Annotated in this window: 27 protein-coding genes; 16 read left to right on the top strand and 11 right to left on the bottom strand. The window is 70.6% G+C overall.

Annotation, left to right across the window (positions count from 1 at the left end):
• Positions 1 to 125: 125 nt before the first annotated feature.
• From EOINJALH_RS11810 to EOINJALH_RS11780, 7 genes are all read right to left on the bottom strand, one after another.
• The gene (locus tag EOINJALH_RS11810) at positions 126 to 845 is read right to left on the bottom strand and encodes a Crp/Fnr family transcriptional regulator (RefSeq protein WP_158219731.1); all 720 of its coding nucleotides are present in this window, start codon (positions 843 to 845) and stop codon (positions 126 to 128) included.
• Complete coding sequence (locus tag EOINJALH_RS11805) at positions 839 to 2,017, bottom strand: acetyl-CoA C-acyltransferase (RefSeq protein ID WP_088280555.1); 1,179 nt, start codon at positions 2,015 to 2,017, stop codon at positions 839 to 841. The genes EOINJALH_RS11810 and EOINJALH_RS11805 overlap by 7 nt, the downstream gene beginning before the upstream one ends.
• 15 nt (positions 2,018 to 2,032) lie before the next feature.
• Positions 2,033 to 4,117 (bottom strand): 3-hydroxyacyl-CoA dehydrogenase NAD-binding domain-containing protein, encoded by a 2,085-nt coding sequence (locus tag EOINJALH_RS11800; RefSeq protein ID WP_088280560.1) that lies wholly within the window; start codon positions 4,115 to 4,117, stop codon positions 2,033 to 2,035.
• A 19-nt stretch (positions 4,118 to 4,136) separates the two neighbouring features.
• Positions 4,137 to 5,276, bottom strand: a complete 1,140-nt coding sequence (locus tag EOINJALH_RS11795; protein ID WP_088280554.1) for an acyl-CoA dehydrogenase family protein — start codon at positions 5,274 to 5,276, stop codon at positions 4,137 to 4,139.
• Between the two features lie 152 nt (positions 5,277 to 5,428).
• The gene (locus tag EOINJALH_RS11790) at positions 5,429 to 6,616 is read right to left on the bottom strand and encodes an acyl-CoA dehydrogenase family protein (protein ID WP_088280553.1); all 1,188 of its coding nucleotides are present in this window, start codon (positions 6,614 to 6,616) and stop codon (positions 5,429 to 5,431) included.
• Between the two features lie 14 nt (positions 6,617 to 6,630).
• Positions 6,631 to 7,395, bottom strand: a complete 765-nt coding sequence (locus tag EOINJALH_RS11785) for an SDR family NAD(P)-dependent oxidoreductase (RefSeq protein ID WP_088280552.1) — start codon at positions 7,393 to 7,395, stop codon at positions 6,631 to 6,633.
• 19 nt (positions 7,396 to 7,414) lie between these two features.
• Positions 7,415 to 8,662 carry an acyl-CoA dehydrogenase family protein gene (locus EOINJALH_RS11780; RefSeq protein WP_088280551.1) on the bottom strand — a complete coding sequence of 416 codons (1,248 nt, stop codon included), beginning with the start codon at positions 8,660 to 8,662 and terminating at the stop codon, positions 7,415 to 7,417.
• A gap of 184 nt (positions 8,663 to 8,846) precedes the next feature.
• Between EOINJALH_RS11780 and EOINJALH_RS11775 the strand changes: the two genes are divergently transcribed.
• The 15 genes from EOINJALH_RS11775 (at position 8,847) to EOINJALH_RS11710 (ending at position 22,074) form a co-directional block, all read left to right on the top strand.
• On the top strand, positions 8,847 to 10,100 hold the full coding sequence (locus EOINJALH_RS11775) for a TetR/AcrR family transcriptional regulator (protein ID WP_088280550.1): 1,254 nt from the start codon (positions 8,847 to 8,849) through the stop codon (positions 10,098 to 10,100).
• A gap of 56 nt (positions 10,101 to 10,156) precedes the next feature.
• Positions 10,157 to 10,795 carry a hypothetical protein gene (locus tag EOINJALH_RS32160; protein WP_234413804.1) on the top strand — a complete coding sequence of 213 codons (639 nt, stop codon included), beginning with the start codon at positions 10,157 to 10,159 and terminating at the stop codon, positions 10,793 to 10,795.
• 38 nt (positions 10,796 to 10,833) lie between these two features.
• A complete protein-coding gene (locus tag EOINJALH_RS11765) occupies positions 10,834 to 11,061 on the top strand; it encodes a DUF433 domain-containing protein (RefSeq protein ID WP_088280549.1) in 228 nt (75 codons plus the stop codon).
• Between the two features lie 138 nt (positions 11,062 to 11,199).
• The gene (locus EOINJALH_RS11760) at positions 11,200 to 11,418 is read left to right on the top strand and encodes a DUF433 domain-containing protein (RefSeq protein ID WP_088280548.1); all 219 of its coding nucleotides are present in this window, start codon (positions 11,200 to 11,202) and stop codon (positions 11,416 to 11,418) included.
• A gap of 289 nt (positions 11,419 to 11,707) precedes the next feature.
• Positions 11,708 to 12,700 carry a PGN_0703 family putative restriction endonuclease gene (locus tag EOINJALH_RS33480; protein WP_404872758.1) on the top strand — a complete coding sequence of 331 codons (993 nt, stop codon included), beginning with the start codon at positions 11,708 to 11,710 and terminating at the stop codon, positions 12,698 to 12,700.
• 147 nt (positions 12,701 to 12,847) lie between these two features.
• Complete coding sequence (locus tag EOINJALH_RS11755; protein WP_088280547.1) at positions 12,848 to 13,201, top strand: ArsC family reductase; 354 nt, start codon at positions 12,848 to 12,850, stop codon at positions 13,199 to 13,201.
• 11 nt (positions 13,202 to 13,212) lie between these two features.
• Positions 13,213 to 14,121 carry a crotonase/enoyl-CoA hydratase family protein gene (locus EOINJALH_RS11750; RefSeq protein ID WP_088280546.1) on the top strand — a complete coding sequence of 303 codons (909 nt, stop codon included), beginning with the start codon at positions 13,213 to 13,215 and terminating at the stop codon, positions 14,119 to 14,121.
• A gap of 52 nt (positions 14,122 to 14,173) precedes the next feature.
• On the top strand, positions 14,174 to 15,322 hold the full coding sequence (locus tag EOINJALH_RS11745; protein WP_088280545.1) for an acyl-CoA dehydrogenase family protein: 1,149 nt from the start codon (positions 14,174 to 14,176) through the stop codon (positions 15,320 to 15,322).
• Positions 15,323 to 15,377: 55 nt separating this feature from the next.
• On the top strand, positions 15,378 to 16,316 hold the full coding sequence (locus tag EOINJALH_RS11740; protein ID WP_144289988.1) for a glycoside hydrolase family 19 protein: 939 nt from the start codon (positions 15,378 to 15,380) through the stop codon (positions 16,314 to 16,316).
• Positions 16,313 to 16,747, top strand: a complete 435-nt coding sequence (locus EOINJALH_RS11735; RefSeq protein ID WP_088280544.1) for a DUF4087 domain-containing protein — start codon at positions 16,313 to 16,315, stop codon at positions 16,745 to 16,747. The genes EOINJALH_RS11740 and EOINJALH_RS11735 overlap by 4 nt, the downstream gene beginning before the upstream one ends.
• A gap of 87 nt (positions 16,748 to 16,834) precedes the next feature.
• Positions 16,835 to 17,734, top strand: coding sequence for an SDR family oxidoreductase (locus EOINJALH_RS11730; RefSeq protein ID WP_088280543.1), 900 nt, complete (start codon positions 16,835 to 16,837; stop codon positions 17,732 to 17,734).
• 22 nt (positions 17,735 to 17,756) lie between these two features.
• A complete protein-coding gene (locus EOINJALH_RS11725) occupies positions 17,757 to 18,560 on the top strand; it encodes a crotonase/enoyl-CoA hydratase family protein (RefSeq protein ID WP_088280542.1) in 804 nt (267 codons plus the stop codon).
• Positions 18,553 to 19,389 carry a CoA pyrophosphatase gene (locus tag EOINJALH_RS11720; RefSeq protein WP_234413803.1) on the top strand — a complete coding sequence of 279 codons (837 nt, stop codon included), beginning with the start codon at positions 18,553 to 18,555 and terminating at the stop codon, positions 19,387 to 19,389. Before EOINJALH_RS11725 ends, EOINJALH_RS11720 begins: the two co-directional genes overlap by 8 nt.
• The gene (locus EOINJALH_RS11715; protein ID WP_234413802.1) at positions 19,380 to 20,597 is read left to right on the top strand and encodes an acyltransferase family protein; all 1,218 of its coding nucleotides are present in this window, start codon (positions 19,380 to 19,382) and stop codon (positions 20,595 to 20,597) included. The genes EOINJALH_RS11720 and EOINJALH_RS11715 overlap by 10 nt, the downstream gene beginning before the upstream one ends.
• A gap of 73 nt (positions 20,598 to 20,670) precedes the next feature.
• Positions 20,671 to 22,074, top strand: coding sequence for a GGDEF domain-containing protein (locus tag EOINJALH_RS11710; RefSeq protein ID WP_088280541.1), 1,404 nt, complete (start codon positions 20,671 to 20,673; stop codon positions 22,072 to 22,074).
• Positions 22,075 to 22,170: 96 nt separating this feature from the next.
• Here EOINJALH_RS11710 and EOINJALH_RS11705 read toward each other — a convergent pair whose 3' ends face one another.
• From EOINJALH_RS11705 to EOINJALH_RS11690, 4 genes are all read right to left on the bottom strand, one after another.
• Positions 22,171 to 22,827 (bottom strand): FMN-binding negative transcriptional regulator, encoded by a 657-nt coding sequence (locus tag EOINJALH_RS11705; RefSeq protein ID WP_234413801.1) that lies wholly within the window; start codon positions 22,825 to 22,827, stop codon positions 22,171 to 22,173.
• 10 nt (positions 22,828 to 22,837) lie between these two features.
• Positions 22,838 to 23,485, bottom strand: a complete 648-nt coding sequence (locus EOINJALH_RS11700) for a LysE/ArgO family amino acid transporter (protein ID WP_088280539.1) — start codon at positions 23,483 to 23,485, stop codon at positions 22,838 to 22,840.
• A gap of 165 nt (positions 23,486 to 23,650) precedes the next feature.
• The gene (locus EOINJALH_RS11695; RefSeq protein WP_088280538.1) at positions 23,651 to 25,183 is read right to left on the bottom strand and encodes a GGDEF domain-containing protein; all 1,533 of its coding nucleotides are present in this window, start codon (positions 25,181 to 25,183) and stop codon (positions 23,651 to 23,653) included.
• Between the two features lie 67 nt (positions 25,184 to 25,250).
• Positions 25,251 to 26,093 carry a 23S rRNA (adenine(2030)-N(6))-methyltransferase RlmJ gene (locus EOINJALH_RS11690; RefSeq protein WP_088280537.1) on the bottom strand — a complete coding sequence of 281 codons (843 nt, stop codon included), beginning with the start codon at positions 26,091 to 26,093 and terminating at the stop codon, positions 25,251 to 25,253.
• 149 nt (positions 26,094 to 26,242) lie between these two features.
• Here EOINJALH_RS11690 and EOINJALH_RS11685 point away from each other — a divergent pair.
• Positions 26,243 to 26,931 (top strand): CCXG family PEP-CTERM protein (locus EOINJALH_RS11685; protein WP_088280536.1); only part of this gene is annotated, 689 nt, incomplete at its 3' end.

Below are 26,931 nucleotides of genomic sequence, written 5' to 3'. Positions count from 1 at the left end.
CAGCGCCACCGTCGGCTGCCGCCTGTCGCGCCGCGCAGATCGTCGGACGGAACGATCGGCTGCGATGAGCCCGAAGGCGACCCACCGGAACGCAACGCGGAATCAGGCCACGTCGATGGCCAGGCTCAGCGAAGCGCTGCCTCGGCCACCCTCGTCAGCACCGTGCGACCAGCCGCCAGTGCGGCCAGCTGCTCGGTGTCGGCCACCACGATGCGGGCATGGCCCTCGGCCAGCACACCGCGGGCCTGCATCTGCCGCAGCACGCTGTTGACGCGCTGGCGGCTGGCGCACAGCAGGTCGGCCAGGTCGCCCTGCGAGATGGCCAGGTCCAGCACCAGGCCCTGCGGCGTGCTGCGGCCGAACTGGCGTGTCAGGCGCTTGACCTGCAGGGCGACGCGCTGTGCCAGCGGCAAGGTGTGGATCTCTTCGAGGCGGCGAAACAGGTGGCGCAGCCGTCGGCAATTGAGCTGCAGGAAGGCCTGCTGCAGTTCCTGGCTGCCCTGCACCAACTGGCGCAGTTCGGCCTTCGGCACCAGCAGCAGCGTCGAGGCCACGTGGGCGTGGATCTCCAGGTCGGACGGGTTGCCGTCGATCAGCGCGATGTCGCCGTACCACTCGCCCGGGCTCAGCAGTTCGAGCGCGAAGGCGCGGCCGTCGGGGCCGCAGGCACCCAGTCGCAACGCGCCACTGGCCACGCCGATCCAGTCGGTGGCCTGGGCGCCGCGATGCACCAGCGCGGCGCCGCGCGCTACGTGCCGCACCCGCGTGCGGGCGAGGATGGATTGCCGCAGTTCGACCGACAGGCCGGCGAACCAGGGGCCGGATTCGATGCGATGCGTCAGCACACTTCGAACAGTCCGGCTGCGCCCTGACCGCCTCCGATGCACATCGTGACCACCACGTACTTGACGCCGCGGCGCTTGCCTTCGATCAGCGCGTGGCCGGTGAGCCGCGAGCCGCTGACGCCGTAGGGGTGGCCCACCGCGATGGCGCCGCCGTTGACGTTGAGCCGCTCGTCGGGAATGCCCAGCTTGTCGCGACAGTAGAGCACCTGCACCGCGAAGGCCTCGTTCAGTTCCCACAGGCCGATGTCGTCGACCTTCAGCCCCGCCTTCTTCAGCAGCTTGGGCACGGCGAAGACCGGGCCGATGCCCATCTCGTCGGGCTCGCAGCCGGCCACCGCGAAGCCGCGGAAGATGCCCAGGGGCTTGAGGCCGCGCTGTTCGGCCAGCGTGGCGTTCATCACCACGCACACCGACGCGCCGTCGGAGAACTGGCTGGCGTTGCCGGCCGTCACCTGGCCACCGGGCAGGGCGCTGCGAAGCTTCGAGACGACCTCCAGCGTGGTGTCGCCGCGGATGCCTTCGTCGGCGGCGATGGTCACTTCCTTGCGCATCAGCCGGCCGGTGGCCTTGTCGGCCACCGCCATCACGGTGGTCATCGGCACGATCTCGTCGGCGAACTTGCCGGCGGCCTGCGCGGCGGCGGCGCGCTGCTGGCTGCGCACGCCGTATTCGTCCTGCGCCAGCTTGGGCACGCCGTAGCGCGTGGCCACCTGCTCGGCGGTCTGCAGCATGTTCCAGTAGATCTCGGGCTTGTGCTCGATCAGCCAGGGGTCGCGCCGCATGTGCATGTTGGCCTCGTTCTGCACGCACGAGATGCTCTCGACGCCGCCGGCGGCGATCACGTCGGCCTCGCCGGTGATGATGCGCTGCGCGGCCAGCGCGATGCTCTGCAGCCCAGACGAGCAGAAGCGGTTGATGCTCAGGCCCGCGGTGGTGATGGGCAGCCCGGCGCGCAGCGCCGCCTGGCGGGCGATGTTGCCGCCGGTGGTGCCTTCGCCAAAGGTGAGGCCGAGGATCACGTCCTCCACCTCGCCGGGCTCGACGCCCGCGCGGGCCACGGCGTGCTGCACGGCGTGGCCGGCCAGCGTGGCGCCATAGGTCATGTTGAAGGCACCCTTCCAGCTCTTGGCCAGGCCGGTGCGGGCGGTGGAGACGATGACAGCGTCGGTCATGGTGTGTGCCTCGGATCAGTTGAACGACTTGCCGTCTTCAGCGAGCTTGACCAGCAGCGGCGCGGGCTGCCATGACGGATCGGCGCCCGGCTCGGCGGCGAACTTCTTCAGCGCGCGCGCCACGTTCGGCAGGCCCACTGTGTCGGCATACAGCATCGGCCCGCCGCGGTGCAGCGGGTGGCCGTAGCCGTTGAGGTAGACGATGTCGAGGTCGGACGCGCGGGCGGCGATGCCCTCCTCCAGGATGCGTGCGCCTTCGTTCACCAGCGCGAACAGGCAGCGCTGCACCACCTCCTCGTCGCTCACCTTGCGCGGCAGGATGCCCAGCGACGCGCGGTGCTCGGCGATGAGCTTCTCGGTCACCTCGTCGGGGATGGGGTCGCGCGCGCCGGGCACGTAGCGGTACCAGCCGGCGCCGGTCTTCTGGCCGAAGCGGCCGGCCTCGCACAGCTTGTCGGCCACGCCGGGCGTGAACGGCACGCCGGCCTCGGCGGCCTTGCGCTTGCGCGTGGCCCAGCCGATGTCCAGGCCGGCCAGATCGCCCATGCGGAACGGGCCCATCGCCAGGCCGAACTTCTGCAGCGCGCCGTCCACCTGCTGCGGCGATGCGCCGGCATTGATCAGGCCCATCGCCGCGGCGCCGTAGCGCGCCAGCATGCGGTTGCCGATGAAGCCGTCGCACACACCCGACACTACGGCGATCTTCTTGATCGTCTTGGCCAGCGTGGTGGCCGTCACCAGCACGTCGGGCGCGGTCTTGTCGCCCCGCACCACTTCCAGCAGGCGCATCACGTTGGCCGGGCTGAAGAAGTGCAGGCCGATCACGTCGGCCGGGCGCTTCGTGAACTCGGCGATCTTGTTCAGGTCGAGGTACGAGGTGTTGGACGCCAGGATGGCGCCGGGCTTGCACACGCCATCCAGCGTGCGGAAGACGGTCTCCTTCACGCCCATGTCCTCGAACACGGCCTCGATGACGAGGTCGACGTCGGCGAAGGCGTCGTAGCTCAGCGTGGGCGTGACCAGCGCCATGCGCTGCTCCACCTGCTCGGGCTTCAACTTGCCCTTCTTCATCGAGTTCTCGTAGTTCCTGCGGATGGTGCCCAGGCCCTTGTCCAGCGCCTCCTGCTTCATCTCGAGCAGCACCACGGGGATGCCGGCGTTGAGGAAGTTCATCGTGATGCCGCCGCCCATGGTGCCGGCGCCGATGACGCCCACCCGCGCGATCTTGCGCGGCTGCGTGCCCTCGGGCAGCCCGGGGATCTTGGCAGCGGCGCGCTCGGCCGCGAACACATGGCGCAGCGCGCGCGATTCGGGCGTGGCCATCAGCGCCATGAACAGTTCGCGCTCCAGCCGCACGCCTTCGTCGAAGGGCTTGGTCAGCGACAGCGCCACGGCCTCGACACACTTCAGCGGCGCCGGGAAGTTCTTGCTCATCGCGCCGACGGTGTTGCGGGCGAACTGCAGGAAGGCCTCGCCGGTGGGGTCTTTCATCTTGAGGTCGCGCACGCGCTGGATCGGGCGCTTCTCGGCGAGCACCGTGTTGGCGAAGGCGACCGCGCCGGCGGCGAGGTCGCCTTCGACGATTTGGTCGATCAGCTTCGTGCCGGCGAACTTGGCCGCGGCCACCGGGTTGCCGCTCACCGCCATGTTGAGCGCCCCTTCCAGGCCGATCAGCCGCGGCAGGCGCTGCGTGCCGGTGGCGCCGGGCAGCAGGCCGATCTTCACCTCGGGCAGGCCCAGCTGCGCGTCGGCCAACGCGACGCGGAAGTGGCATCCCATCGCCAGCTCGAAGCCGCCGCCCAGGCACTGGCCGCCGATGGCCGCGACCACGAGCTTGTCCATCGCCTCGACCAGGCCGATCAGCACGCGCAGGTTGGGCTCGCGCAGCGCATTGGGGGTGCCGAACTCGGTCACGTCGGCGCCGGCCGAGAAGGCGCGCGCGCTGCCGGTCAGCACCACCGCCTGCACGGCGGCGTCGGCCGCGGCGCGGTCCATCGCGTCGGCCACGCCGCTGCGCAGCGCCGCGCCCAGGCTGTTCACCGGCGGCCGGTCCATCGTGATCACGGCCACCGGGCCGCGCACTTCGTAGGTCACTACCATGCTCATGATCGGTCTCTCGTCAATAGCCGCGCCGCTGCGCGAGCTGGTCCTGGTGGAAGTGGGCGTCGCCGTACAGCTCCTGCAGCACGCGGGCGCGCTTCATGAAGAAGCCGGCGTCGAACTCGTCGGTCATGCCGATGCCGCCGTGCATCTGCACGGCTTCCTGCACCGCCAGCGTGGCGCTGCGGCCGGCACGGGCCTTGGCCACCGCCACGGCGTCTGCCGCCGCGGCCGGGTCGGCGTCCAGCCGCTGCTGCGCGTGCAGCACCGCGGCGCGGGTGATCTCGAGCTCGCTGTACAGGTGCGCGGTGCGGTGCTGCAGCGCCTGGAATTCGCCGATCAGCTTGCCGAACTGGCGGCGCTCCTTCAGGTACTGCACGGTGCGCGCGAACACCTCGTCGGCCAGGCCCAGCAGTTCGGCCGCCGCGGCCGCGCGGCCGGCGTTCAAGGCGGCATCGAGCACCAGACCGCCACCGTGCAGCGGGCCCAGCAGGGCGTCGGTGCCCGCCTGCACCTGGTGGAAGCGCACGCGCGCCGCGTTGTGCGCATCGACCATCGCGGTGCGCTCCACCTCGACGCCCGGCGCCGTGCGGTCGACGAGGAACATCGACAAGCCGTCCGCATCGCCCGGCGCGCCGGCGGTGCGCGCCGCGACGATCAGCAGGTCGGCCACGTGGCCGTCGAGCACGAAAGCCTTGTCGCCGTCGAGGCGGAAGCCGGCGTCGTGGGGGGTGGCCTTCAGCGCCGTGTGCGCCGGCCGGTGCTTGCGGCTTTCGTCCACCGCCAGCGTGGCGATGGCCTCGCCGCGCGCCAGCCGAGGCAACCAGTCGGCCTGCTGCGCCACCGTGCCGCCGTGCGCCAGCGCCGTGGTGGCGACCACCGCGCTGGCCAGGAAGGGTGACGCGGCGAGCTGGTGGCCGATCTGCTCCATCACCACGCCGGCCTCGACATGGCCCAGGCCGAGGCCGCCATGCGCCTCGGGCACCAGCACGCCCGTGAAGCCCATCTCGGCGAACTGCCGCCACAGCTCCGGCGAGAAGCCGGTGGCGTCGCGCTCGTCGCGCAGGCGCCGCAGTTGCGACAGCGGCGCCTGCGCGCCCAGGAAGTCGCGCGCGCTGTCGCGTAGCATGGTCTGTTCTTCGGTCAGGATCAGCGGCATGTCAGTACCGCCCGGCCGTTCCGAAGGTACTGAGCGCCTGGCGCGAGACGCGCCAAGCCTTCGTGCCGTCCAAGTCCGCGCAGGCGGACTTGGAGCCGAGGCACTCAGCCCCCTCGGGGGGCAGCGAACGCAGTGAGCTTGGGGGTTTCATCTCAGGCCCCGGGCAGTTCGAGGAGGCGCTTGGCGATCACGTTGAGCTGCACCTCGCTCGTGCCGCCCTCGATCGAGTTGCCCTTGGTGCGCAGCCAGGTGCGCGCGACCAGGCCATGCTGAGAGCGCTCGCTGTCCCATTCCAGCGCGTCGATGCCGCCGGCCGCGGCCATCAGCTCCCAGCGCCGCTTGTTGAGTTCGGCACCGTAGTACTTCAGCATCGACGACATCGCCGGGTGGCCCTGCCGCGACTTGCCCAGGTCGCCGGCGCGTTCCATCATCAGGCGGAACGAGAACTCGTCGGCCTCGAACTCGGCGATCTGCGCGCGCAGCCCGGGGTCGGCCAGCCGCCCCTGCGCATCGACGCCCAGCTGCGCCGCGGCCACCTGGCCCAGCGGTCGGGCGGCGCTGCGGTCGCCGATGCTGCCGATCATCGCCCGCTCGTGCGTCAGCAGGTATTTGGCCACGTCCCAGCCGGCATTCAGCGTGCCGATGAGGTGTCGCTTGTCCACCCGCACGTCGTCGAAGAAGGTCTCGCAGAACGGGCTCTTGCCCGAGATCAGCAGGATGGGCCTGGTGCTGACGCCCTTCGAGGCCATGTCGAACAGCACGAAGCTGATGCCGGTGTGCTTCTTGGCGGTGTCGGTGCGCACCAGGCAGAAGATCCAGTCGGCCTGGTCGGCGTAGCTGGTCCAGATCTTCTGGCCGTTGATGATGAAGTGGTCGCCGCGGTCTTCGGCGCGCGTGGCCAGCGAGGCCAGGTCGGAGCCGGCGTTGGGCTCCGAGTAGCCCTGGCACCAGCGGATCTCGCCGCGCGCGATCGGCGGCAGGTGTTCGAGCTTCTGCGCCTCGGTGCCGAACTTCAGCAGCGCCGGGCCCAGCATCCAGATGCCGAAGCTGGTGAGCGGCGGGCGGCAGTGCAGGGCGCGCATCTCCTGCGCCAGCACCTTGGCCTCGTCGGCCGACAGACCGGCGCCGCCGTATTCGCGCGGCCAGGTGGGCACCGTCCAGCCGCGCTCGGCCATGCGCTGCAGCCACAGGCGCTGGGCGTCGGACTGGAAGCGGAATCGGCGGCCGCCCCAGCAGATGTCGTCGTCGCCCACGGGCTGGCGCATCTCGGGCGGGCAGTTCGCCTCGAGCCAGGCGCGCGTTTCGGCGCGGAACGGGTCGAGCGTGGCGGCGTCGTGCATGGCCGTGCCTGAGCTCAGATCGTCACGCCGCCGTCGATGACCAGGCTCTGCCCGGTCATGAACGAGCCGGCCTGGCTGGCCAGGAACACGGCGGCACCGGCGATCTCGTCGGGCTCGCCGATGCGGCGCAGCGGCGTGGTGGCGTTGCGCTGCGCGAGCATGGCTTCGTCTTCCCACAGCGCGCGGGCGAAATCGGTGCGGATCAGGCCCGGCGCGATGCAGTTCACGCGCACGTTGTGCGGGCCGTACTCCACCGCCAGGTTGCGCGCCATCTGCATGTCGGCGGCCTTGCTGATGCAGTAGGCGCCGATGATGGGCGAGCCGCGCAGCCCGCCGATCGACGAGACGATGATGATCGAGCCCGCGCGCCGCGCCACCATCTGCGGCGCCGCCATCGCGATGAGCCAATGGTTGGCGACGATGTTGTTGTCGAGGATCTTGCGGAACTGGTCGTCGCTGATGCCGGCCTGTGGTCCGTAATAGGGATTGGACGCGGCATTGCACACCAGCACGTCGATGCGGCCGAACTGGCGCATCGTCTCGTCCACCAGGCGCTGCAGGTCGTCCTTCGACGAGATGTTGGCCGGCACCACGATGGCGCGGCCTGCGCCATGCTTCGCGTTGATGGCGTCGGCCACCTCGGCGCAGGGCGCGGCCTTGCGCGACGAGATGACCACCCGAGCGCCATGCTCGGCCAGGCGCTCGGCGATGGCCCGGCCGATGCCGCGCGACGAACCGGTGATGACGGCCACCTGGCCGCTGAGGTCGAACAGGGTCATGGCAGGTCTTTCGCGGGGCTCAGTGGCCGCTGCCCTGCGGCTTGTAGCGGCCGAACTCCATGCGGGCGATCGAGCGGTTGTGCACTTCGTCGGGGCCATCGGCCAGGCGCAGCGTGCGCAGGCTGGCCCAGCTTGACGCAAGGCCGAAATCGCTCGCCACGCCGGCGCCGCCATGGGCCTGCACCGCGTCGTCGAGGATCTTCAGGGCCATGCGCGGCGCGGCCACCTTGATCATCGCGATCTCCAGGCGCGCCACCTTGTTGCCCACCTTGTCCATCATGTCGGCGGCCTTCAGGCACAGCAGGCGCGTCATCTCGATGTCGATGCGCGCCTCGGCCACGCGCTGCTCCCAGATCGACTGATCCGAGATGCGCTTGCCGAAGGCCACGCGCGACTGCAGCCGCCGCACCATCTTCTCGAGCGCGCTCTCTGCCGCGCCGATGGTGCGCATGCAGTGGTGGATGCGGCCCGGCCCGAGGCGGCCCTGGGCGATCTCGAAGCCGCGGCCCTCGCCCAGCAGCAGGTTCTCGGCCGGCACGCGCACGTTGGTCAGTTGCACCTCGGCGTGGCCGTGCGGTGCGTGGTCGTATCCGTACACCGACAGCATGCGCACCACCTCGACCCCCGGCGTGTCCAGCGGCACCAGGATCTGCGACTGCTGCGCGTGCTTGGGCGCGTCGGTGTCGGTCTTGCCCATCAGGATGGCGATCTTGCAGCGCGGGTCGCCCACGCCGGACGACCACCACTTGCGGCCGTTGATCACGTAGTGGTCGCCGTCCCGCTTGATCGAGGTTTCGATGTTGGTGGCGTCGGACGAGGCCACCGCCGGCTCGGTCATCAGGAAGGCCGAGCGCATGCGGCCGTCGAGCAGCGGTTCCATCCACTGCTTCTTCTGTGCGTCGTTGCCGTAGCGGGCCAGCACTTCCATGTTGCCGGTGTCGGGCGCCGAGCAGTTGAACACCTCGGAGGCGAAGTGCACCTTGCCCATCTCCTCGGCGCACAGCGCGTACTCGAGGTTGGTGAGGCCGGCGCCGCGGTAGGGGCTGCCCTCGGGCAGCGAATCGGCCGGCAGGAACAGGTTCCACAGCCCGGCGGCGCGGGCCTTGGCCTTCAGCTCCTCGATCATCGGCACCACCTGCCAGCGGTTGGCACCGAAGGCCTTGACCTGGGCATCGACCACCGGGATGGCGGGGACGACATGCTCGTTCATGAAGGCGACGACCCGGTCGCGCCAGTGGATCTGTCGTTCGGACAGGCTGAAGTCCATCTCGTCTCCTTGGGGTGGTGCCGGTTCGTGCCCAACGGGGCAGACCGAAGTTTCTAAGCGAGAGCTTCGCCTGTATGTCACCCTGGAGATACAGGGAAAACACCAGCATACCCAGAATTCCATTCTGCAGAAGATGCGCCGGACGACGGGCGGCAGGTGCCGGCCCTCGCCTCTTCCACCGGCCATGCTCGCCCCTGCCCCTCCACCCCGCCAGGCACCGCCGCCCACCCCGCGCTTCCAGGAGAAGCGCGAGGCCATCCTGGCCGCCGCGGCGCGGCTGTTCAACGAGCGTGGCGTGCGCGGCGCCACGCTGGCCGACATCGCCGCCCGCGTGGGCCTGGCCACCAACAGCGTCACCTACTACTACCGCAAGAAGGAGGCGCTGGCCACGGCCTGCTTCCTGCGCGCCATCGAGGTGTTCGAGGGCCTGATGGCCGAGGCCGGGCGCGCCGGCAGCGTCGAGCAGCGGGTGGCCCGCTTCTTCCAGCTGCATGCCGAACTGCTGATGGCCGTGGAGGCCGGTGCGCACCCGCCGCTGATCCTGTTCAACGACATCCGGGCGCTGCCCGAACCGCACGTGGACGCCGTCTTCGGTGCCTACACCGACATGTTCCGCCGCATGCGCGGCCTGCTGCAGGGCCCCGAGACGGCGGCGCTGTCGCGGGCCGACCTCAACGCGCGGGCCCACCTGGCGATGTCCACCGCGCACTGGCAGCGCGGCTGGATCGGCCGCTACGAGACCGACGACTACCCGCGCGTGGCCCGGCGCGTGGTGGACATCCTGCTGCACGGCCTGGCCGGCCCCGGCGCTATGTGGCACGAGGCGCCGCTCGACCTGGGGGCCGCGTCGCCCGACGAGGCTGGCGTCGGCACCGAGGCCTTCCTGCGCGCGGCCACCGTGCTGGTCAACGAGCAGGGCTACCGCGGGGCGTCGGTCGACCGCATCTCGGCCCGGCTGAACGTCACCAAGGGCTCGTTCTACCACCACCATGACACCAAGCGCGACCTGATCTCGGCCTGCTTCGACCGCAGCTTCGACGTGCTGCGCCGCGCCCTGCGCGCCGCCGAAGAGTCGCCCGGCCCCGGCTGGGCCCGCGTGTGCGCCAGCGCGGTGTCGCTGGTGCGCTTCCAGCTCTCGGCGCGCGGGCCGCTGCTGCGCGCCACCGCCACCAGCGCCATCCCGGACGAGGCCGAGCGCGAGCGCGTGCGGCGCACCATGCTGAGCCTGTCCGAGCGGCTGGGCGGCACCCTCGTCGACGGCATGGTCGACGGCTCGATCCGGCCGCTCGACCCGGCCATCGCCGCGCAGATCGTCAGCGCCGCCATCAACGCCGCGGCCGAACTGCAGCGCTGGATGCCGGGGGCCACGGTCGACAACGTCGGCGCGGTGTACGTGCGGCCCGCCCTGATGGGTGTGCTGTGCCCGCCGCTGCCTTGATCCTGCACACCCTGGCGCTGCTGCACGCACGACAGGGCGGGCGTAGGATCGTGTGCATGCCCGGCCTGCCGGCCGTGCCGGGCGTCGACCCGGCCATGCCCGGGCCGCGCAGGCCGGCGCAACGCGAAGGAGTCGACATGGACGGGCCCAAGCCAAGGAAAGCCTCGGGTGCGATCGGCCTTGCGGGCCGCACGGGGTTCCGCACGCTGGCCGTGCTGGGCGCCCTGGTCGCGTTCGGCGGCTGCGCCATGCTGGAGCCGGCCACCGAGGTGCGCGTGGGCCAGACCGAGTCCGAGGTCACGCAGCGCCTGGGCGAGCCGGCCGGTCGCCACGTGCTGGCGCAGGGCGCCAGCCGCCTCGAGTACCCCCGCGGCCCGGCGGGCCGCACCACCTGGATGGTCGACCTGGATGCCTCGGGCCGTGTCACCGCCGTCGAACAGGTGCTCACCGAGGCCAACTTCTACAAGGTCACCGACGGCATGCCGGTGGCCGACCTGCTGCGCCTGCTGGGCCGCCCCGGCCACCGCGCCGGCGAATGGCAGAACCGCGAGACCTGGTCCTGGCGCTACCCCACCAACGACTGCCTCTGGGCGCGCATCACCGTCACCGCCAAAGGCGTCACGCGCGGTGGCGTCGGCTTCATGCCCGACCCGGCCTGCGATGTGAAGGACGGTGATGGCATGGGGCGGTACTGAGGCGGTGGCCACCACCCCGTTTCGACAGCGAGGCTGACATGGAGTGGAGGCAGTACATCACCACCGATCCGAACATCCTGCACGGAGCGATCTGCTTCGTCGGCACCCGCATTCCTGTCACGGCCGTGCTCGACAACCTTGCTGACGGCGCCGCACATGCGGACATCCCGCGCCAGTACCCCGGATTGCGGGCCGAGCACGTCCGTGCGGCACTGGGCTACGCCGCGGACCTGGCGCGCGGGCGCGTCGCCCCGCTTTCGGCTTGAACCTCCAGTGACGTTCAGGATCGACGACAACTCGGACATGAGGCAGTCGAACCATCGCTGAGTGCGGGCAAACGCCTGTCGACGGGGTAGCCAAATGGGGGCGCCCTCTCGGCTAGACTGCCGGTCTCGGAGGTATCCATGGACACTTCACTGGTCAAGCGAGACCCGGAAATCATGAGCGGAGCACTGTGCTTCACGGGAACACGAGTACCCGTCAAGAATCTGTTCGATTACCTCGAAGGTTCGTCGTCACTCGAGGACTTCCTCGAAGACTTCCCCACTGTGTCGCGTGAGCGCGCGGTCGCTGTGCTCGAAGCTGCTCGCGCGAGCTTGGCTGCTGATGCGCCTGCTGGTTGACGGGTGGATCAACATTCCGCCAAGTCGACATCGACCCAAACAGACAACAACATCAGTCGTGCAATCTCCTCTGCCCGACATTTCCGCTACAGGTGAGCTTGCTCAACACGGCTCAATTGGTGGTCCGCTGCCTTCGGCTTGAAGGCGGGAGTCACATCGTAGTTGCTCGAGAGGAGTGCTAGCTTCGGGGCTCATGGGCACGGCTGGCGCAGCGACGTACATTCTGAGCAACCCGGGCCTGGCATCCTGCCGGCGTCACCCGCGTAGCTAGTTCATCAAACTGAAATCCATGCACCCCAATACAACTGAACTCGGCGAAGCACTTTTGTCTAACAACTGCAACGAATCTGTGGATCGCGCTCCGGGTGACCCAGAAACAACCGCGTTCAAGCGGCGCGCCCGCCTACATCAGGCACTTTGGCGGAAGTCAAAGAACTTGCCTGAGGGAACGCAGCCAACTCGGCCACGCGATGGTGTAACTTCGCGCCCCTTGGGTAGTCGCATTAAGTTCGAGGTTGCGGTTCAGTCGGGGGGAAACTTCCTGTCGTCCGCGGCCCGAGAAGCTGCAAGGTTGCGTACGGAGCGCTCAGAGCCGAAGCAGACACTAAACGGGGATCGGCTATACGCAGACCTGCTGTCGTCAATGCCGATGTGCTTCAACTTGTTCGGGCCATTGTGGGCCGACCACACGTTGGCCACGGAGAATCTCAGGACGTGGTGGCCGTCCATGCCGGGACCAGTTTCAGACGTCCGATTCGAGTGGTCTCCCGGTCGACAACTTCCCGGGCGCTACTTGGAGAACCGCAGTGCGTTCGACGTCGCCTTTGAAGCCAAGCGTCCCGACGGCACTGCCGCCATTGTCGGGGTCGAGACGAAGTACCACGAACACTGCGCTGTGCAGCGAGTCCCGAGCGAGTTGCGACTGGCGCGCTATCGACACGTCTGCGATGCGTCCGGAGTTTTTAAGGCCGGAGCCATCGAGAAAATTGTCGGAACGAAGCTCCAGCAAATCTGGTTGGACCACTTGCTTGTGCTCTCGATGCTGCAGGACGCCTCGCAAATGTATTCGTGGGGAAGGTTCGTTCTTGTCCACCCATCAAAAAATCCCAGCTACGCGTATGCGGCGTCTTCCTACATTGATCTACTTGCCGATACGTCCACGTTTGAAGTCAGAACAATCGAGTCCCTGCTCGACGCACCAGCTTACCCCGCAGCAGAGGCCAAGGCCTTCCGGGAGCGCTATTTCTGGAACGACACTGTCGCTTCACTTGGGCGAATGTGACGAGTCTGCAGCTGTGGGCCGCATAACGTGAAGCTAACCCATAAAGAGTGGAACCAAAGCTAAGTCGGCTGGGCCGCTGAGCGGCCTTCAGTTGTCATCCGCATCGCGACCTATGCGCTTTGCCGTTGTCGTTCGATCAGCCCCACCATGACCCCCACCACCCTCTACGGCATCCCCAACTGCGACACCGTCAAGCGCGCCCGCGCCTGGCTGGGCGCGCAGGGCGTGGCCCACGACTTCCATGATTTCAAGAAGGCCGGCGTGCCGCCGCAGCGGCTGGACGCGTGGCTGGCGGCCGCCGGCTGGGAGCGCGTGCTCAACCGCAAGGGCACCACCTGGCGCAAGCTCGACGAGGCCACCCGCGCGGCGGTGATCGATGCCGCCAGCGCCCGCGCGCTGATGCTGGCCCAGTCCAGCGTGATCAAGCGGCCGGTGGTCGAGTGGGCCGGCGGCGCGATCACGGTGGGTTTCGACGAAGCCGAGTTCGCGCGCCAGCGCTGAGGGGAACGTCCGTGCCCACCTACACCACGCTGCGCATCGACGCCGACCCGCAGCAGCCCCGCATCGCCCGGCTGATGCTGAACCGCCCCGAGCGGCTCAACGCCATCAACGACGAGACGCCGCGCGAACTGCGCGCCGCGGTGGAATGGGCGCAGGCGCAGGACGAGATCCATGTGATCGTCGTCGAAGGCGCCGGCAAGGGCTTCTGTGGCGGCTACGACCTGCAGCAGTTCGGCGAAGGCGTGCTCGATCACCCCTGCCAGCAGGAGGCCGAGCCCTGGGACCCGATGGTCGACTATGCCCACATGAAGCGCAACACCGACGACTTCATGAGCCTGTGGCGCTGCCCCAAGCCCACCATCGCCAAGGTGCACGGTGCCGCGGTGGCCGGCGGCAGCGACATCGCGCTGTGCTGCGACCTGCTGCTGATGGCCGACGATGCCCGCATCGGCTACATGCCCACCCGCGTGTGGGGCTGCCCCACCACCGCGATGTGGACCTACCGCCTGGGCCCGGCCCGCGCCAAGCAGATGATGTTCACCGGCGACGTGATCGACGGCCGCACCGCCGCCGCCTGGGGCCTGGCCAACCAGTCCGTGCCGGCCGACCAGTTGGACGCCGAGACGATGGCGCTGGCCACGCGCATCGCCGGCGTGCCGCGCGGCCACCTGGCCATGCACAAGATGGTGGTCAACCAGGTGATGCTCACCCAGGGCCTGGAACAGAGCCAGATGATGGCCACCGTGTTCGACGGCATCACCCGCCACAACCCCGAGGGGATGTGGTTCCGGCGCCAGGCGCAGGCCGAGGGCTTCAAGTCGGCGGTGCAGTGGCGCGACAGCGGCCGGCCCATCCCCGAGGGCGACGAGGCGCGCGAGCTGATCCGGCAGATGGCGCCTTCGCGACAAGGCAAGCCCTGATTCCGTCGCGGCTCCAAGGGCCCCACACTGGTCAGAACCCCTTCCGAGCGCGATGACCATGGACTTTCCCCGCAGCTGGACCGACCCCGACCTCGACCTGTGGCGCGACACCTGCGCGCGCTTCATCGAGACCGAGCTCGAGCCCGACGACGCCGCGTCGCGCGAGCGCGGCCATGTCGGCCACGCCGTGTGGCGCCGCGCCGGCGAGCTGGGCCTGCTGTGCGCCGACATCCCAGAGCAGTACGGCGGCGGCGGTGGCGACTTCCGCCACGAGGCGGTGTTCTACGAGGAATGCGCACGCCGCGGCCTGTCGGGCATGGCCACCTCGGTGCACTCGATCGTCGCGCACTACTTTCTCAACCACGGCACCGAGGACCAGAAGCAGCGCTACCTGCCGCGGCTGGCCCGCGGCGAACTGGTCGGCGCCATCGCGATGACCGAGCCCGGTGCCGGCAGCGACCTGCAGGGCATCCGCACCAAGGCCGAGTTGCGCGACGGCCACTACGTGCTCAACGGCACCAAGACCTTCATCACCAACGGCTTCCTGGCCGGCGTGATCCTGGTGGTGTGCAAGACCGACCCCACCCAGGGGGCGCGCGGCACCTCGATCCTGATCGTCGAGACCGAGGGTTGCGAGGGCTTCCGCGTCGGCCGCGTGCTCGACAAGATGGGCATGAAGGCGCAGGACACCTCGGAGCTGTTCTTCGACGAGGTGCGCGTGCCCGCGGCGCAGCTGCTGGGCGGCAAGGAAGGGCAGGGCTTCTTCCAGCTGATGAGCGACCTGCCGTACGAGCGTCTGATCATCGGCGTCAGCGCGCTGGCCAACATGGAAGGGGCCTACCGCGCCACGCTCGACTACGTGCGCGAGCGCCAGGTCTTCGGCAAGCCGCTGATCGAGATCCAGAACACCCGCTTCAAGCTGGCCGAGGTGGCGACGCAGATCAAGGTGGGCCGGGCCTTCATCGACCGCTGCGTGCACGACCTGGTGGCCGGCACGCTGGACACCGCCACCGCGTCGATGGCCAAGCTGTGGGGCAGCGAGACGCAGTGCCGCGTGCTCGACGAATGCCTGCAGCTGTTCGGCGGCTACGGCTACATGAACGAATACCCGATCGCCCGCATGTACGCCGACGCCCGCGTGCAGCGCATCTACGGTGGCACCAGCGAGATCATGAAGGAGGTGATCTCGCGCCAGCTCTGACCGCCGCCCGCTGCTGCAGAATCCCCTCGCATCACCCCTGCAACGGAGCATGCCGATGGCCCCACCGCCCAAGCCCAACTACCAGCACGCCGGAGCGTACGACCGGCCTAGCTTCCAGAACGCCTTCACCGAGACCTTCGCCAAGAGCGGGCGCTACAACGCGGCGGCGGTGCCCGACATGCTGGTGCTGCTGGGCCTGATCGAGCGCGACGCTGGCATCACCGACGTGCGCCAGGCCGCCTACATGCTGGCCACCGTGATGTGGGAGACCACCTACCCCACCACGGTGACGCACGTGGCCGTCAACAAGAAGGGCCGGCCGATGGTGGACAAGAAGGGTCGACCGGTCATCGTCAAGCAGCGCAAGTGGCTGATGACCATGGCGCCGGTGAACGAGATCGGGCAGGGCAAGGGGCGCAAGTACCACGAGCCGGTGAAGGTGAAGCTGCTGCCCGATGGCAGCGTGCGCATCACCGAGCAGGACGGCGACCAGTTCCAGGTGACGGCCGCCGGCGTCGTGACCCCGCTGACGAAGAAGGCCCGCATGGGCACCATCGACGGTGGCGCCGCGGCCAAGGCCTACGACGACGACGACGGCGTCGAGCACGCCTACTTCGGCCGGGGCTACGTGCAGCTCACCTGGTGGTCGAACTACGCGTCCTCGGGCGCGGCCATCGGCCGCGGGCTCGATCTGCTGCTCGACCCCGAACTGGTGAAGACGCCCGAGATCGCCTACGCGCTGATGTCACACGGCATGCGCACCGGCAAGGGTTTTGCCAACGGGCACAAGTTCTCGCAGTATTTCGCCGGCGACCTGACGCAGTACGAGGCGGCGCGGCGCATGGTCAACGGCAACGACCACGCGGCCGACATCGCCGCGCTGGCGCGCAAGTTCGAGACCATCCTGCTCGCGGCCAGCGGCAAGGCGGCAGAAGCGCCGCCGCCAGCAGCGCCGCTGCGCATGTCGCCCTTGCAGATGGCGCCGCTGCCATGAGGCCGCGTTCGCCTGCGATCGCGTCGGCGGCTGGCCCGCGGGCATGGCTGCGCCGGCTGGCCGTGCCGCTGCTGGCCGGCGCGGCGGCCACGGCCATGGCCTCGTCGGCGCCGCCCGATGCGGTCACGCGTTGCGGCTGGTTCGACAACCCGACGCCCGGCAACGCCACGTTGACCGACCGCGACGGCGAATGGACCATCGGCCTGCAGGGCGGCCACCAGGCCAAGGGCGACTGGCCCAAGTTCAAGCCCGGCCAATGGGTGCGCACCGGCACCGGCAGCGCGGGCTACGGTTGCGCCTGCCTGAAGGTGAAGGCCGACGCCGCGTCGCAGGAGGTGTCGGTGATCGTGTCGTCGCGCACACAGGCCTTGGGTGTCTGCCGCAAGGACAAGGCGCTGCACGGCCTGGAGCCCCAGAACCCGCTGAAGTGATGCCCGCTGAAGTACGCCCGCTGAAGTGACGCCCGCTGAAGTGACGCCCGCCGCCGCGCCCCCACCCAGCACCCGAAAGGATCGGCCATGACACTCGACGACCTGCTCTACAAGCCCGGCCTGCTGCAAGGCCAGCGCATCCTGGTGTCCGGTGGCGGCACCGGCCTGGGCCGCGTGATGTCCGAGGCCATGCTGCTGCTGGGCGCCGACGTGGTCATCTGCGGCCGCCGCGGCGAGGTGGTGGAGACCACCGCACGCGAACTCAACGCCGCCCATGCGCAGGCCTCGGGCGGCCATGTCAGCGCCTATGTCTGCGACATCCGCCAGCCCGACGCCATCACCGAGATGCTCGACAAGGTGTGGGCCGCGCAGGGCCCGCTCACCGGCCTGGTGAACAACGCCGCCGGCAACTTCATCAGCCGCACCGAGGACCTGTCGTCGCGGGCGTTCGATGCCATCGCCAACATCGTCTTCCGCGGCAGCTTCAACATGACGCTCGACTGCGGCAAGCGCTGGCTGGCCGCCGGCCAGAAGGCCAGCGTGCTGTCGATCCTGACCACCTGGGTCTGGAACGGCTCGCCCTTCACCGTGCCCTCGGCGATGAGCAAGGCCGGGCTGCACGCGATGACGCAGTCGCTGGCGGTGGAATGGGGTGGCCGCGGCATCCGCTTCAACGCCATCGCGCCGGGCCTCTTCCCCACCGAGGGCATGAGCGCGCGCCTGAACCCCGGCGGCGGCGAGCACAAGCCCCAGGGCAACCCGATGCAGCGCGCCGGCCGCATGCCCGAGCTGGCCAACCTGGCCGTCTACCTGATGAGCCCGGGGGCCGACTACGTCAACGGGCAGACCATCGCCATCGACGGCGCGCAGTGGCAGGCCACCGGCGGCAACTTCTCGCCCATGCTGGGCTGGACCGACGAGCAATGGCAGCGCGCCCGCGAGCACATCGCCCGCACCGATGCCGCCGACCGCGCCAAACGCGGCTGAACCATTTCAAAGGAACCTACCCATGGAAGAACGCGTCCGCATCCAGATCGACGAGCACGGCGTGGCCGACGTGTGCCTCGTGCGCGGCGACAAGATGAATGCGTTGGACATCGAGATGTTCGATGCGCTGGTGGCCGCCACCGCGCGGCTGCAGGCCGAGCCGCGCGTGCGCGTGGTGGTGCTGCATGGCGAAGGCCGGGCCTTCTGCGCCGGGCTCGATATGGGCCGCTTCAGCAAGATCAACGCCGGCACCGACGGCGGCATCCGCGACCTGCGCCCGCGCACCCACGGCCTGGCCAACTCGGCCCAGCAGGTGGCCTGGGGCTGGCGCCAGTTGCCGGTGCCGGTGATCGCCGCGGTGCACGGCGTGGCCTTCGGCGGCGGGCTGCAACTGGCGCTGGGCGCCGACATCCGGCTGATCGCGCCCGACGCGAAGATGTCGGTGATGGAGATCAAGTGGGGCCTGGTGCCCGACATGGCCGGCGTGGCGCTGATGCGCAGCCTGGTGCGCGACGACGTGGTGCGCGAACTCACCTACACCGGCCGCGTGGTGCTGGGCGAGGAGGCCGTGCGCGTGGGCCTGGCCACGCGCGTGTGCGCCGATCCGCTGGCCGAGGCCATGGCCATGGCCCGCGAGATGGCCGGCCGCAGCCCCAGTGCCCTGCGCGCCGGCAAGCGCCTGTTCAACCGCGCCGCCGCGCTGGAGAGCGAGGCGGCGCTGCTGCAGGCCGAGTCGGACGAACAGGTGGCGCTGATGGGCGCGCCGCATCAGGTGGAGGCGGTGCGCGCCAACCTCGAGAAGCGCGCGCCGCAGTTCCGTGACTGACCCCCGTCGTCCGGCCGCGGTGCCTCGGTCGCCGGCCGACGGCGGCGACGACTTGGTGCACGAGCCAGGCCTGTCGCGCGACGTGGTGCTGTCCCGCGACGGGCACTTTGCGCCCATCGACCAGGGCACGCGCCTGCAGGCCCCGTGGCGCGAGCCCAATGCCGTGCCGCTGGTGCGCGACGACCGCCTGCGGGCCCGCGTGCACGAGCGGCTGGCCGGCTTCCCCGTCCAGGGCGCCGACCTCGCCGGCCACACCCGCGCGGCGGTGGCGGTGGCCATCACCGACGAAGGCCCCGGCGCCGGCGTGCCCGGCCTGCCGCGCGGCGACGGCTGGAGCGTGCAGGCCGCACTGATCCTCACCCGGCGCGCCGGTGACATGCGCCGCCACGCCGGCCAGTGGGCGCTGCCCGGCGGCCGGCTCGACGCCGGCGAGACGCCCGAGCAGGCCGCGCTGCGCGAGATGGCCGAGGAGGTGGGCCTGACGCTCGAGATGAGCGACGTGCTCGGCCGCCTGGACGACTTCGTCACCCGCTCGGGCTACGTCATCACGCCGGTGGTGGTGTGGGCCGGCGATGCGCGCCGCCTGCAGGCCGAGCCCGGCGAGGTGCGCAGTATCCACCGCATCCCGGTGGCCGAGTTCCTGCGGCCCGATGCGCCGCTGCTGGACGCCGTGCCGCACAGCGAGCACCCAGTGCTGCGCATGCCGGTGGGCGAACATTGGATCGCCGCGCCCACCGGCGCCATCGTCTACCAGTTCTGCGAAGTCTGCATCGCCGGACGCGAGACGCGGGTGGCGCATTTCGAGCAGCCGATGTTCGCGTGGAAGTGACGCCGCCCGGGGCACCCGGCACCGGCGCGCAAGCCGATCGCCTGGCCGCGCCGCACCCACCCCAGGCCCCGCGGCGACTCTACTTCCTCGACTGGCTGCGCATCATCGCGCTGGCCCTGCTGGTGCTGTACCACGTGGGCATGTACTACGTGAGCTGGGATTTCCACGTCAAGAGCCCGTTCGCCGGGCCGGCGCTGGAGCCCTGGATGAAGCTCAGTGAACCCTGGCGCATGGGCCTGCTGTTCTTCGTCTCGGGTGCCGCCAGCGCGCACCTGTTCAGTGGTGGGCCGAGCCTGGCGCTGGTGCGCCGGCGCAGCCGGCAGTTGCTGTGGCCCCTGCTGTGCGGCGTGGTGCTGCTGGTGCCACCGCAGTCCTACGCCGAGGTGGTGCAGAAGTTCGGCCATGCCGGCGGCTTCGTCGATTTCCTCGGTCTCTACTTCAGCGGTTACCACGGCTTCTGCCGTGACGGGCATTGCCTGATCCTGCCGACCTGGAACCACCTGTGGTTCCTGCCCTACCTGTGGGTCTACACGATGCTGTTGTGCGCCGTGCTGGCCGTCCGCCCGCAGGCGCTGCGCTCGGCGGCCCGGCGCGTGCACCAGGCCTCGGGCGCGGCCGCGTTGCTCGTGGTGCCGATGCTGTTCCTCCTGGCGGCTCGGCTGCTGCTGGTGGCCCGGTACCCGGTGACGCATGCGCTGTGGGGCGACTGGTTCACCCACGCCGTCTCCCTGGCGATGTTCGCGGCGGGGGCCGTCGTGGCGGTGCAGCCGGCGCTCTGGGAGCGTGTGGCCTCGGTGCGCTGGATCGCACTGCCGATGGCCGCGGCCGCCTGGGTGGCCCTGGTGGTCGTCAAGCCACCCCAGCCGGTCGTGCACGCGGTGCTGGCGGCTTATGCCTGGGCCGCGGCGCTGGCCGCGGTCGGCTTTGCCGTGCGGCACCTCGACGTCGATGCCACGGTGCGGGCGTGGCTGGTCGAGGCGGTGTTCCCGGTCTACATGCTGCACCAGACCCTGCTCATCGTCGGCAGCCAGTGGCTGCTGCCGCTGCGCTGGCCTCCGGCCCTGGAGGGACCGGTGCTGGTGGTCCTCACCTTGTCGTTGAGCGTGGTCGGGGTCGAGCTCATCCGCCGGGTGGCGGTGCTGCGGCCCTGGTTCGGCTTGCGGCCGCGGCAGGGTGCGGTCGGTCCTCTGCCGGTGGCCGTGCCTTGATGCCGGCTGCCGCTGTGGGCGCTCCGCCGATTCCAGGGGGGCGCCCCTGAGATCCACGTCCGATAATCCGGCCATGCAGGAACCGCCTGTCGTGTCGGCCACCACCTCGGACTCCACCTCGGACTCCCCCCCGGCCCTCCCCCCGAACTGGCCGGGCCAGGTCCGCGTGGGCTGGCTGGGCGACCGGGCGCCGCCGCCCTGGCCGCTGGCCTGGAGCGCCGCGCTGACCACCGACTGGGACCGCGCCGAGCAGCTCATCGCCCAGTGCCTGGCGGACCCCGATGGGGTGTTGCTGTTCGACGCCCGAGACCTGCCGGCAGCGCAGGGCTTGGGCGCCTTGCAGGCGGTGCACCGGGCCGCCCAGGGGGTGGTGCCGGTGATCGTGCTCGGCCCCACAACGTCACCCTGCGACGCCGACTGGTGGCGCGCCGGTGCCTTCGACTGCTGCGACATCGACGACGCCCCGCGGCTGGCCCAGGTGCTGGCCCGCGCGGCGGCGTCGGTGCAGTCCGAGGCGGGCCTGCATGCGCAATTGCGCCGCCTCAGGTTGTCCACGATCGCCTTGCGGGCCAGCCTGGACAACCTGCCCGTGCCGATCTTCGTGAAGGACGCCGAGGGCGTCTACCTCGATTGCAATGTGGCCTTCCAGCGATACCTGGGCGTGACGCGCGACCAGGTGATCGGCCAGACGGTGCACCAGCTCTGGCAGCCCGATCTGGCCCGGGTGTACGACGAGGCCGACCGCGCCCTGCTGGCCGAGGGCGGCCACCAGATCTACGATGCCCGCGTGCGCTGGGCCGATGGCAGCCTGCGCGACGTGGTGTTCCACAAGGCGGTGTGGCGCGACCCGAACGGCGGCGTGGCCGGGCAGGCCGGCGCCATCTTCGACGTCACCGACCGCAAGCGGCTGGAGCACCAGCTGCGCGAGCAGGCCGAGACCGACCCGCTCACCGGCCTGTTCAACCGCCGCGCCTTCATGGACCTGGCCGCACGGGCGCTGGCGGCGCCGCATGACCCGCAGCAGGGCCTGGTGCTGATGCTGCTGGACGTCGACCACTTCAAGCAGATCAACGACACCTGGGGCCACGCCGCCGGCGACCAGGCCCTGGTGCACCTGGCCCGCACCCTGCGCGCGCAACTGCGCGAGGAAGACTTGCTGGCCCGCCTGGGCGGCGACGAGTTCGCGCTGCTGGTGTCCGGCCGGGGCGACCTGCAGGCCCTGGCGCTGAGGCTGCCCCGGGTGGTGGCCGCCTGCCCGCTGCCCGGCATGGCGGTGCCGGTGGCCTTGTCGATCAGCCTGGGCGCGGCGGTCATCCAGCTGCAGCAGCACGACCTGGAAGAGGCACTGCGCCTGGCCGACGAGGCACTCTACCGGGCCAAGCTGCAGGGCCGCAGCCAGGCCCGCGTGATCGATGCGCGCCAGGGTGCGGGGCCGCTGGCCGAAGCCCCGCCGGACGGGTCGGCGGCGCAGCCCTGACGCCGGGCCGGGTGGTCGCCCGGGTCGTGCCGACCTGTGGCCGGTGCACGGCCGGCCCTCACCGGGCCGAGCAGGGGGCCGCGGTGGAGATCGTGCTCACGGACGGCGGATGGCGTCTGCCTCGAGGGCTTGCGACACCAGGTCGGCCATCGATGCGGCATCGTCGGACGCGCGTTGGCGCAGCCCGTGCACCGTGCCCACCCGGTCCTGCAGGTCCTCGTCCTGGCTGGCCTTGAGCTTGCCTTCGAGCCGGTCGATCGGGATCTCGATGCCGACGATGGCGCGCAGCATGCGGTCGATGAAGGGTGCGGGCGCGTCGCCGACCCGCCAGGGCATCGGCCGGCCGGCTTCGTGCACGTCGGTCAGGCGCTCGACAAGATCGAGCAGCCAGTCGCGGTCGTCGATCGCCCGCGCGATGCCGTGCGCATGGGCCACGGCGTAGTTCCAGGTGGGCACGACCTGGCCGTGCGCGGCCTTGCCGGGGTACCAGCCCGGCGTGATGTAGGACTGCGCCCCCTGGAACATCACCACCGACGGCGTGGCCCCGCCGAGCTCGCGCCACACCGGGTTGGCGCGCGCGACATGGCCGACCAGCGTGCCCAGCGGCCCGCGGCCGCGGTCCAGCAGGAAGGGCAGGTGGTTGGCGACGAGGCCGTCGTGGCCCTGGCACACCCAGGCGCCCAGCGGGTGGGCCGCCATCAGCGCCTGCAGGGCCTCGGGATCGGTGAACCGGTGCAGCGGGTGGAGGTACACGACAGGCCTTTCAGGAGTCGACGAGCGCATGCCGCACCAGCAGCGCCGACAGCACGAACATCGTCGCACCGATCAGGCCGTCCAGCACCTGCCAGGCCCGGGGCCTGGCGAACCAGGGCGCCAGCCAGCGCGCCCCGAAGCCCAGCAGCGCAAACCACGACAGGCTGGCGCCGCTGGCACCGGCGATGAACCAGCCGCGCAACGCCGGTGGCTGTTGGGCGCCGATGCTGCCCACCAGCAGCACCGTGTCCAGGTAGACGTGCGGATTGAGCAGCGTGAAGGCCGCCGCCTGCGCCACCGCGGCGCCGCGGCCCAGGCTGCCGGCGCCATCGGCCGCCTGCAGCCGGTGCGCCTGGCGCGCGCGGCGCAGCGCCTGCCACCCGTAGGCCGCCAGGAACAGCGCCCCCGCCAGGGCCAGCGCCCGCGCCAGGCCGGGGTGCTGGCCCAGCGCCTGGGCCATGCCCAGCACCCCTGCGGCGATGAGGGCGGCGTCCGCCACCGCGCAAAACAGCACCACGCTGCCCACGTGCTCGCGGCGCAGGCCCTGGCGCAGCACGAAGGCGTTCTGCGCGCCGATGGCCACGATGAGGCCGAGGCCCAGCGCGAGGCCCTGGAAGAACACCGGGAACGCGAGCGAAACGGCGTCGGTCGGGCTCAAGGGACGACCCTCCGCGCTGCGCACGCCGGGGTTCGCGCGTGGAAGCGGCCCGGAGCGGTCCGAATCGGCGCGGCCTGTCGCGCAGGCAGCCTCCAGATTGCGCGTGCGGCGCGTGGCGCCAGGGGCGGCGGAAAGGGCACGGCTGCGTCGCTCTTTCTCTCGTCATCAGTCGCTGCGTTCGGGCGCTATGCCGACGCGGTTCTTGCCGTCCCGCTTGGCCGAGAGCATGGCCCGGTCGGCGCGTTCGAGCAGTGCCTTCAGGTCGACACCTGCCGGCGCCGTGGCCACGCCGATGCTGCAACCCAGACCGTCGCCCAGCGCCGCGACATCCCGGACGATGCGCGCGGCGACGCCTTCGCTGATCCGCTGCAGATGGTCCGAGGGGGCCGCCAGCGCCACCACGAACTCGTCGCCACCCAGGCGCGCGGCGCAATCTTCGGCGCGCGTATGTTGTCGCAGCGCATCGGCCACGTCGACCAGGATGCGGTCACCGGCGTCGTGCCCCAGGCGATCGTTGGCCTGCTTGAAGCCGTCCAGGTCGATGAACAGCGCGGCCAGGCCCCAGTGCGGGCGCGTGCGGGCGTTCTGGTTCAGCGCGTCTGCCTGCTCGATGAACAGGGCCCGGGACGGCAGGCCGGTCAGCGCGTCGTGGCGTGCATCGTGCAAGGCGGCGGCCGAGTGCCGGGTGCGCGCCTCGAAGTGGCGGAGTTCGTGCACGGCCAGGTCGCCCAGGGCTTCGCCATGCGCGGCGCGGCGCACCTGGCGGGTCAGTTCGCGGCCCAGCAGCGATGCGCTGACGACGCCCAGGGTCACCAGCAGCAGCCCGATGCCGCTCATCCACACCAGCGGCTCCCGAGCGCGCGCTTCGAGGTCGGCTTCGGGCAGGCCGGCCGCGACCCACCAGTCGCTGTCCGGTATGCGCGCCAGTGCTGCCAGGGTTCGCATGCCGTCCTTGTTGACGGCGCTGAAGGGCTCGGTGTGGCCGCCGCGGATGCGCGCCTGCAGGTCCTCGGTCACGGCCTGGCCGACCCGCCGCGCCTCGTCGCGGGACCGTGCCACGATGTTCATGCGCTGGTCGATGATCGCGACCGTCCAGTCCGTCGGCCAGCGCAGGCTGGCCAGCGCGGCGCTGAGGCTGGGTTGCAGGATCGCGATGCGCAGGGAGTAGCGCGCGCCACCCTCGACCTGCAGGGGCTGTGCAATGCCCACCACCAACCCGCCGTCGCCGCCGAGCGGGACGATCGGGGACACGACGCCGACGTCCTCGTCGATGACACGGGCCTCGTTGGCGGACAGTGGCTGCGTTGTGCCGGGCGTGCCCCAGGGGTACGCGGTGGAAAGGACGCGCTGGCCGTCGCGCTGCATGAGCGCGATCACCTGGATCGTCGGGTCGCTGGCGGCCACGCGGGAGGCCAGCGCGTGCAGGCCCTGGAAGTCGCCCCGCACCGCCACGCTGCTGAGCGCGATCACGCGGGCGGTGATGCGGGCATGGTCGAGCTCGCGGCCGATGGCCTCGGCGGCCAGCGCCGTTCGCCGCGTCAGCGTGGCGATCTCCCCGGCCTCGTTCGAGGCCAGCATGCGCTGGACGACGAACACCGAGAACGCGAGCATCGGCAACAGCGAGAGCAGGCTGATCAGGGTCAGCCAGTTGCCGAAGCTCAGCTTCAGGCCATGCCAGCGCACCCCGGAGAAGATCATGGGCCTGCATTGTGCGCGCGGGGGTGGGACGGTGCGCCGCGTGCGGCCTGCCCCGTTGCGCGCGCGCTCACACCACCTTCTGCTCCAGCGCCCAGTTGGCGCCGTCGTACTGCCCCAGCACCTCGGCCAGCCAGGGCAGGGCGGTGGCCAGTTCGGCGTGCAGGGTGAAGGGCGGGTTGATCACGAAGACGCCGCTGCCGGCCAGGCCGAAGCCCTGCGCATCGGGCTTCTGCACGCTCAGCGTGGCATGCAGCCAGCCCTTGGGCGCCAGGCCTTTCAGCTGCTTGGGCAGGCGCGCCGATTCGAGCTTGCTGACCTGCGGGTACCAGACCACGTAGGTGCCCTCGGGGAAGCGCAGCACCGCGTCGCGCAGCGCGCTCACCAGCTTGGCGTAGTCGTCGCGGCCCTCGTAGCTGGGGTCGATCAGCACCGCGCCGCGCCGCGGCGCCGGCGGCACCTGGCCCTTCAGCCCGGCAAAGCCGTCGGCGTTGAACACCTGCACGCTGCGCTGGCCGTCGAAGCCAAGCTGCAGGGTGCGGAAGTCGGCCGGGTGCAGCTCGAACAGGCGCAGCTGGTCGCCGGCGCGCAGCACCGCATGGGCCAGCGTCGGCGAGCCGGGGTAGTGGCGCAGCTCGCCGCCGGCGTTGAACTGGCGCACCAGGTCCACGTACTCGGCCACCGGCGCCGGCGCGTCCTTGCGCTTCCACAGCCGCGCGATGCCCTGCAGGTACTCGCCCTTCTTCTGCGCGGCGTCGTCGGTCAGCGAATAGCCGCCGGCGCCGGCATGGGTGTCCACCAGGCGATAGGGCTTGTCCTTCTGGTTGAGGTACTGCAGCACGCGCAGCAGCACCGTGTGCTTGAGCACGTCGGCATGGTTGCCCGCGTGGAAGGCGTGTCGATAGGCGAGCATGGGGGTCTTCCGGCGCAGCGAAACAGCCTGCACTGTGCCACGGCGGCCCGGCGGCGCACTCAAGCCCGGCCGGAAGCGGCCGATAGCACCGGGAGCGATGGGTCCGGCGTGGGCCCAGCCGCGTCGCCCACCCGCCACGGAGACCCTGCATGACACCCCCTTCGCCCCTCACCGCCCTCGCTGCGGCCATCTGTGCACTGGCCCTGGCCGGCCCGGCCTCGGCCAGCCTGGTGACGATGCAGACGCGCCATGCCACCGACACCGCGCCGTCGCTGGGCAGCGACGCGCTGAACGGCGAGTACTACCGTGCCACGGTGCAGGCACTGCTGGCCGATGCGCCCACCGCCGGCACCTGCGATGCGGTCGTCGCGTCGTTCACGGGCCTGTCCAACCAGTCGGTGTGCGGCGGCGGGGCCAGCGACCTGGCCTTCCACTTCGCGGTCGACTTCGGCCTGTCGGGCCACGAGGGCCACGACTTCGGCGTGCGCATCGGACCGGACTTCGGCCGCGGCGGTGCGGTGTTCCTGGACGGCCAGCTGCTCGGCGTGCGCACGCAGGACATGTGGTGGAACGGCGCCTACACCCAGCCCGGCCAGTATTTCGAGTTCGATGCCCTGGGCCTGCTGGCCGGGATGCACCGGCTCGACGTGTTCGGCCTCGAGGCCTGCTGCGACGGCACGCAGCAGGCGCAGTTCCGGCTGGCGTCGGGCGCCGCCTGGAAGACCTTCGGCGACCGCGATGGCCTGAAGGCGGGGGCCGTGCCCGAGCCCGGGGCGCTGGCCCTGGCCCTGCTGGCGCTGGCCGCTGCGGCAGGGATCGGGCGGGGCAACGTGCCCGC

It is taken from the genome of Ideonella sp. A 288 (assembly GCF_002198735.1).
Taxonomy (GTDB): domain Bacteria; phylum Pseudomonadota; class Gammaproteobacteria; order Burkholderiales; family Burkholderiaceae_C; genus Pseudaquabacterium.
This window is presented reverse-complemented; position numbering and strand designations above follow the sequence as displayed.

Bases quoted from the DNA above. Each gene is read 5' to 3' on its own strand.
- EOINJALH_RS11740 (WP_144289988.1), top strand. From the start codon at position 15,378: ATGGCCCCACCGCCCAAGCCCAACTACCAGCACGCCGGAGCGTACGAC.
- EOINJALH_RS11790 (WP_088280553.1), bottom strand. From the start codon at position 6,616: ATGCACGACGCCGCCACGCTCGACCCGTTCCGCGCCGAAACGCGCGCC.
- EOINJALH_RS11800 (WP_088280560.1), bottom strand. From the start codon at position 4,117: ATGGTAGTGACCTACGAAGTGCGCGGCCCGGTGGCCGTGATCACGATG.
- EOINJALH_RS11765 (WP_088280549.1), top strand. From the start codon at position 10,834: ATGGAGTGGAGGCAGTACATCACCACCGATCCGAACATCCTGCACGGA.
- EOINJALH_RS11725 (WP_088280542.1), top strand. From the start codon at position 17,757: ATGGAAGAACGCGTCCGCATCCAGATCGACGAGCACGGCGTGGCCGAC.
- EOINJALH_RS11690 (WP_088280537.1), bottom strand. From the start codon at position 26,093: ATGCTCGCCTATCGACACGCCTTCCACGCGGGCAACCATGCCGACGTG.
- EOINJALH_RS11805 (WP_088280555.1), bottom strand. From the start codon at position 2,017: ATGACCGACGCTGTCATCGTCTCCACCGCCCGCACCGGCCTGGCCAAG.
- EOINJALH_RS33480 (WP_404872758.1), top strand. From the start codon at position 11,708: ATGCACCCCAATACAACTGAACTCGGCGAAGCACTTTTGTCTAACAAC.
- EOINJALH_RS11710 (WP_088280541.1), top strand. From the start codon at position 20,671: ATGCAGGAACCGCCTGTCGTGTCGGCCACCACCTCGGACTCCACCTCG.
- EOINJALH_RS11795 (WP_088280554.1), bottom strand. From the start codon at position 5,276: ATGCCGCTGATCCTGACCGAAGAACAGACCATGCTACGCGACAGCGCG.
- EOINJALH_RS11775 (WP_088280550.1), top strand. From the start codon at position 8,847: ATGCTCGCCCCTGCCCCTCCACCCCGCCAGGCACCGCCGCCCACCCCG.
- EOINJALH_RS11760 (WP_088280548.1), top strand. From the start codon at position 11,200: ATGGACACTTCACTGGTCAAGCGAGACCCGGAAATCATGAGCGGAGCA.
- EOINJALH_RS32160 (WP_234413804.1), top strand. From the start codon at position 10,157: ATGCCCGGCCTGCCGGCCGTGCCGGGCGTCGACCCGGCCATGCCCGGG.
- EOINJALH_RS11785 (WP_088280552.1), bottom strand. From the start codon at position 7,395: ATGACCCTGTTCGACCTCAGCGGCCAGGTGGCCGTCATCACCGGTTCG.
- EOINJALH_RS11730 (WP_088280543.1), top strand. From the start codon at position 16,835: ATGACACTCGACGACCTGCTCTACAAGCCCGGCCTGCTGCAAGGCCAG.
- EOINJALH_RS11695 (WP_088280538.1), bottom strand. From the start codon at position 25,183: ATGATCTTCTCCGGGGTGCGCTGGCATGGCCTGAAGCTGAGCTTCGGC.
- EOINJALH_RS11780 (WP_088280551.1), bottom strand. From the start codon at position 8,662: ATGGACTTCAGCCTGTCCGAACGACAGATCCACTGGCGCGACCGGGTC.
- EOINJALH_RS11745 (WP_088280545.1), top strand. From the start codon at position 14,174: ATGACCATGGACTTTCCCCGCAGCTGGACCGACCCCGACCTCGACCTG.
- EOINJALH_RS11735 (WP_088280544.1), top strand. From the start codon at position 16,313: ATGAGGCCGCGTTCGCCTGCGATCGCGTCGGCGGCTGGCCCGCGGGCA.
- EOINJALH_RS11755 (WP_088280547.1), top strand. From the start codon at position 12,848: ATGACCCCCACCACCCTCTACGGCATCCCCAACTGCGACACCGTCAAG.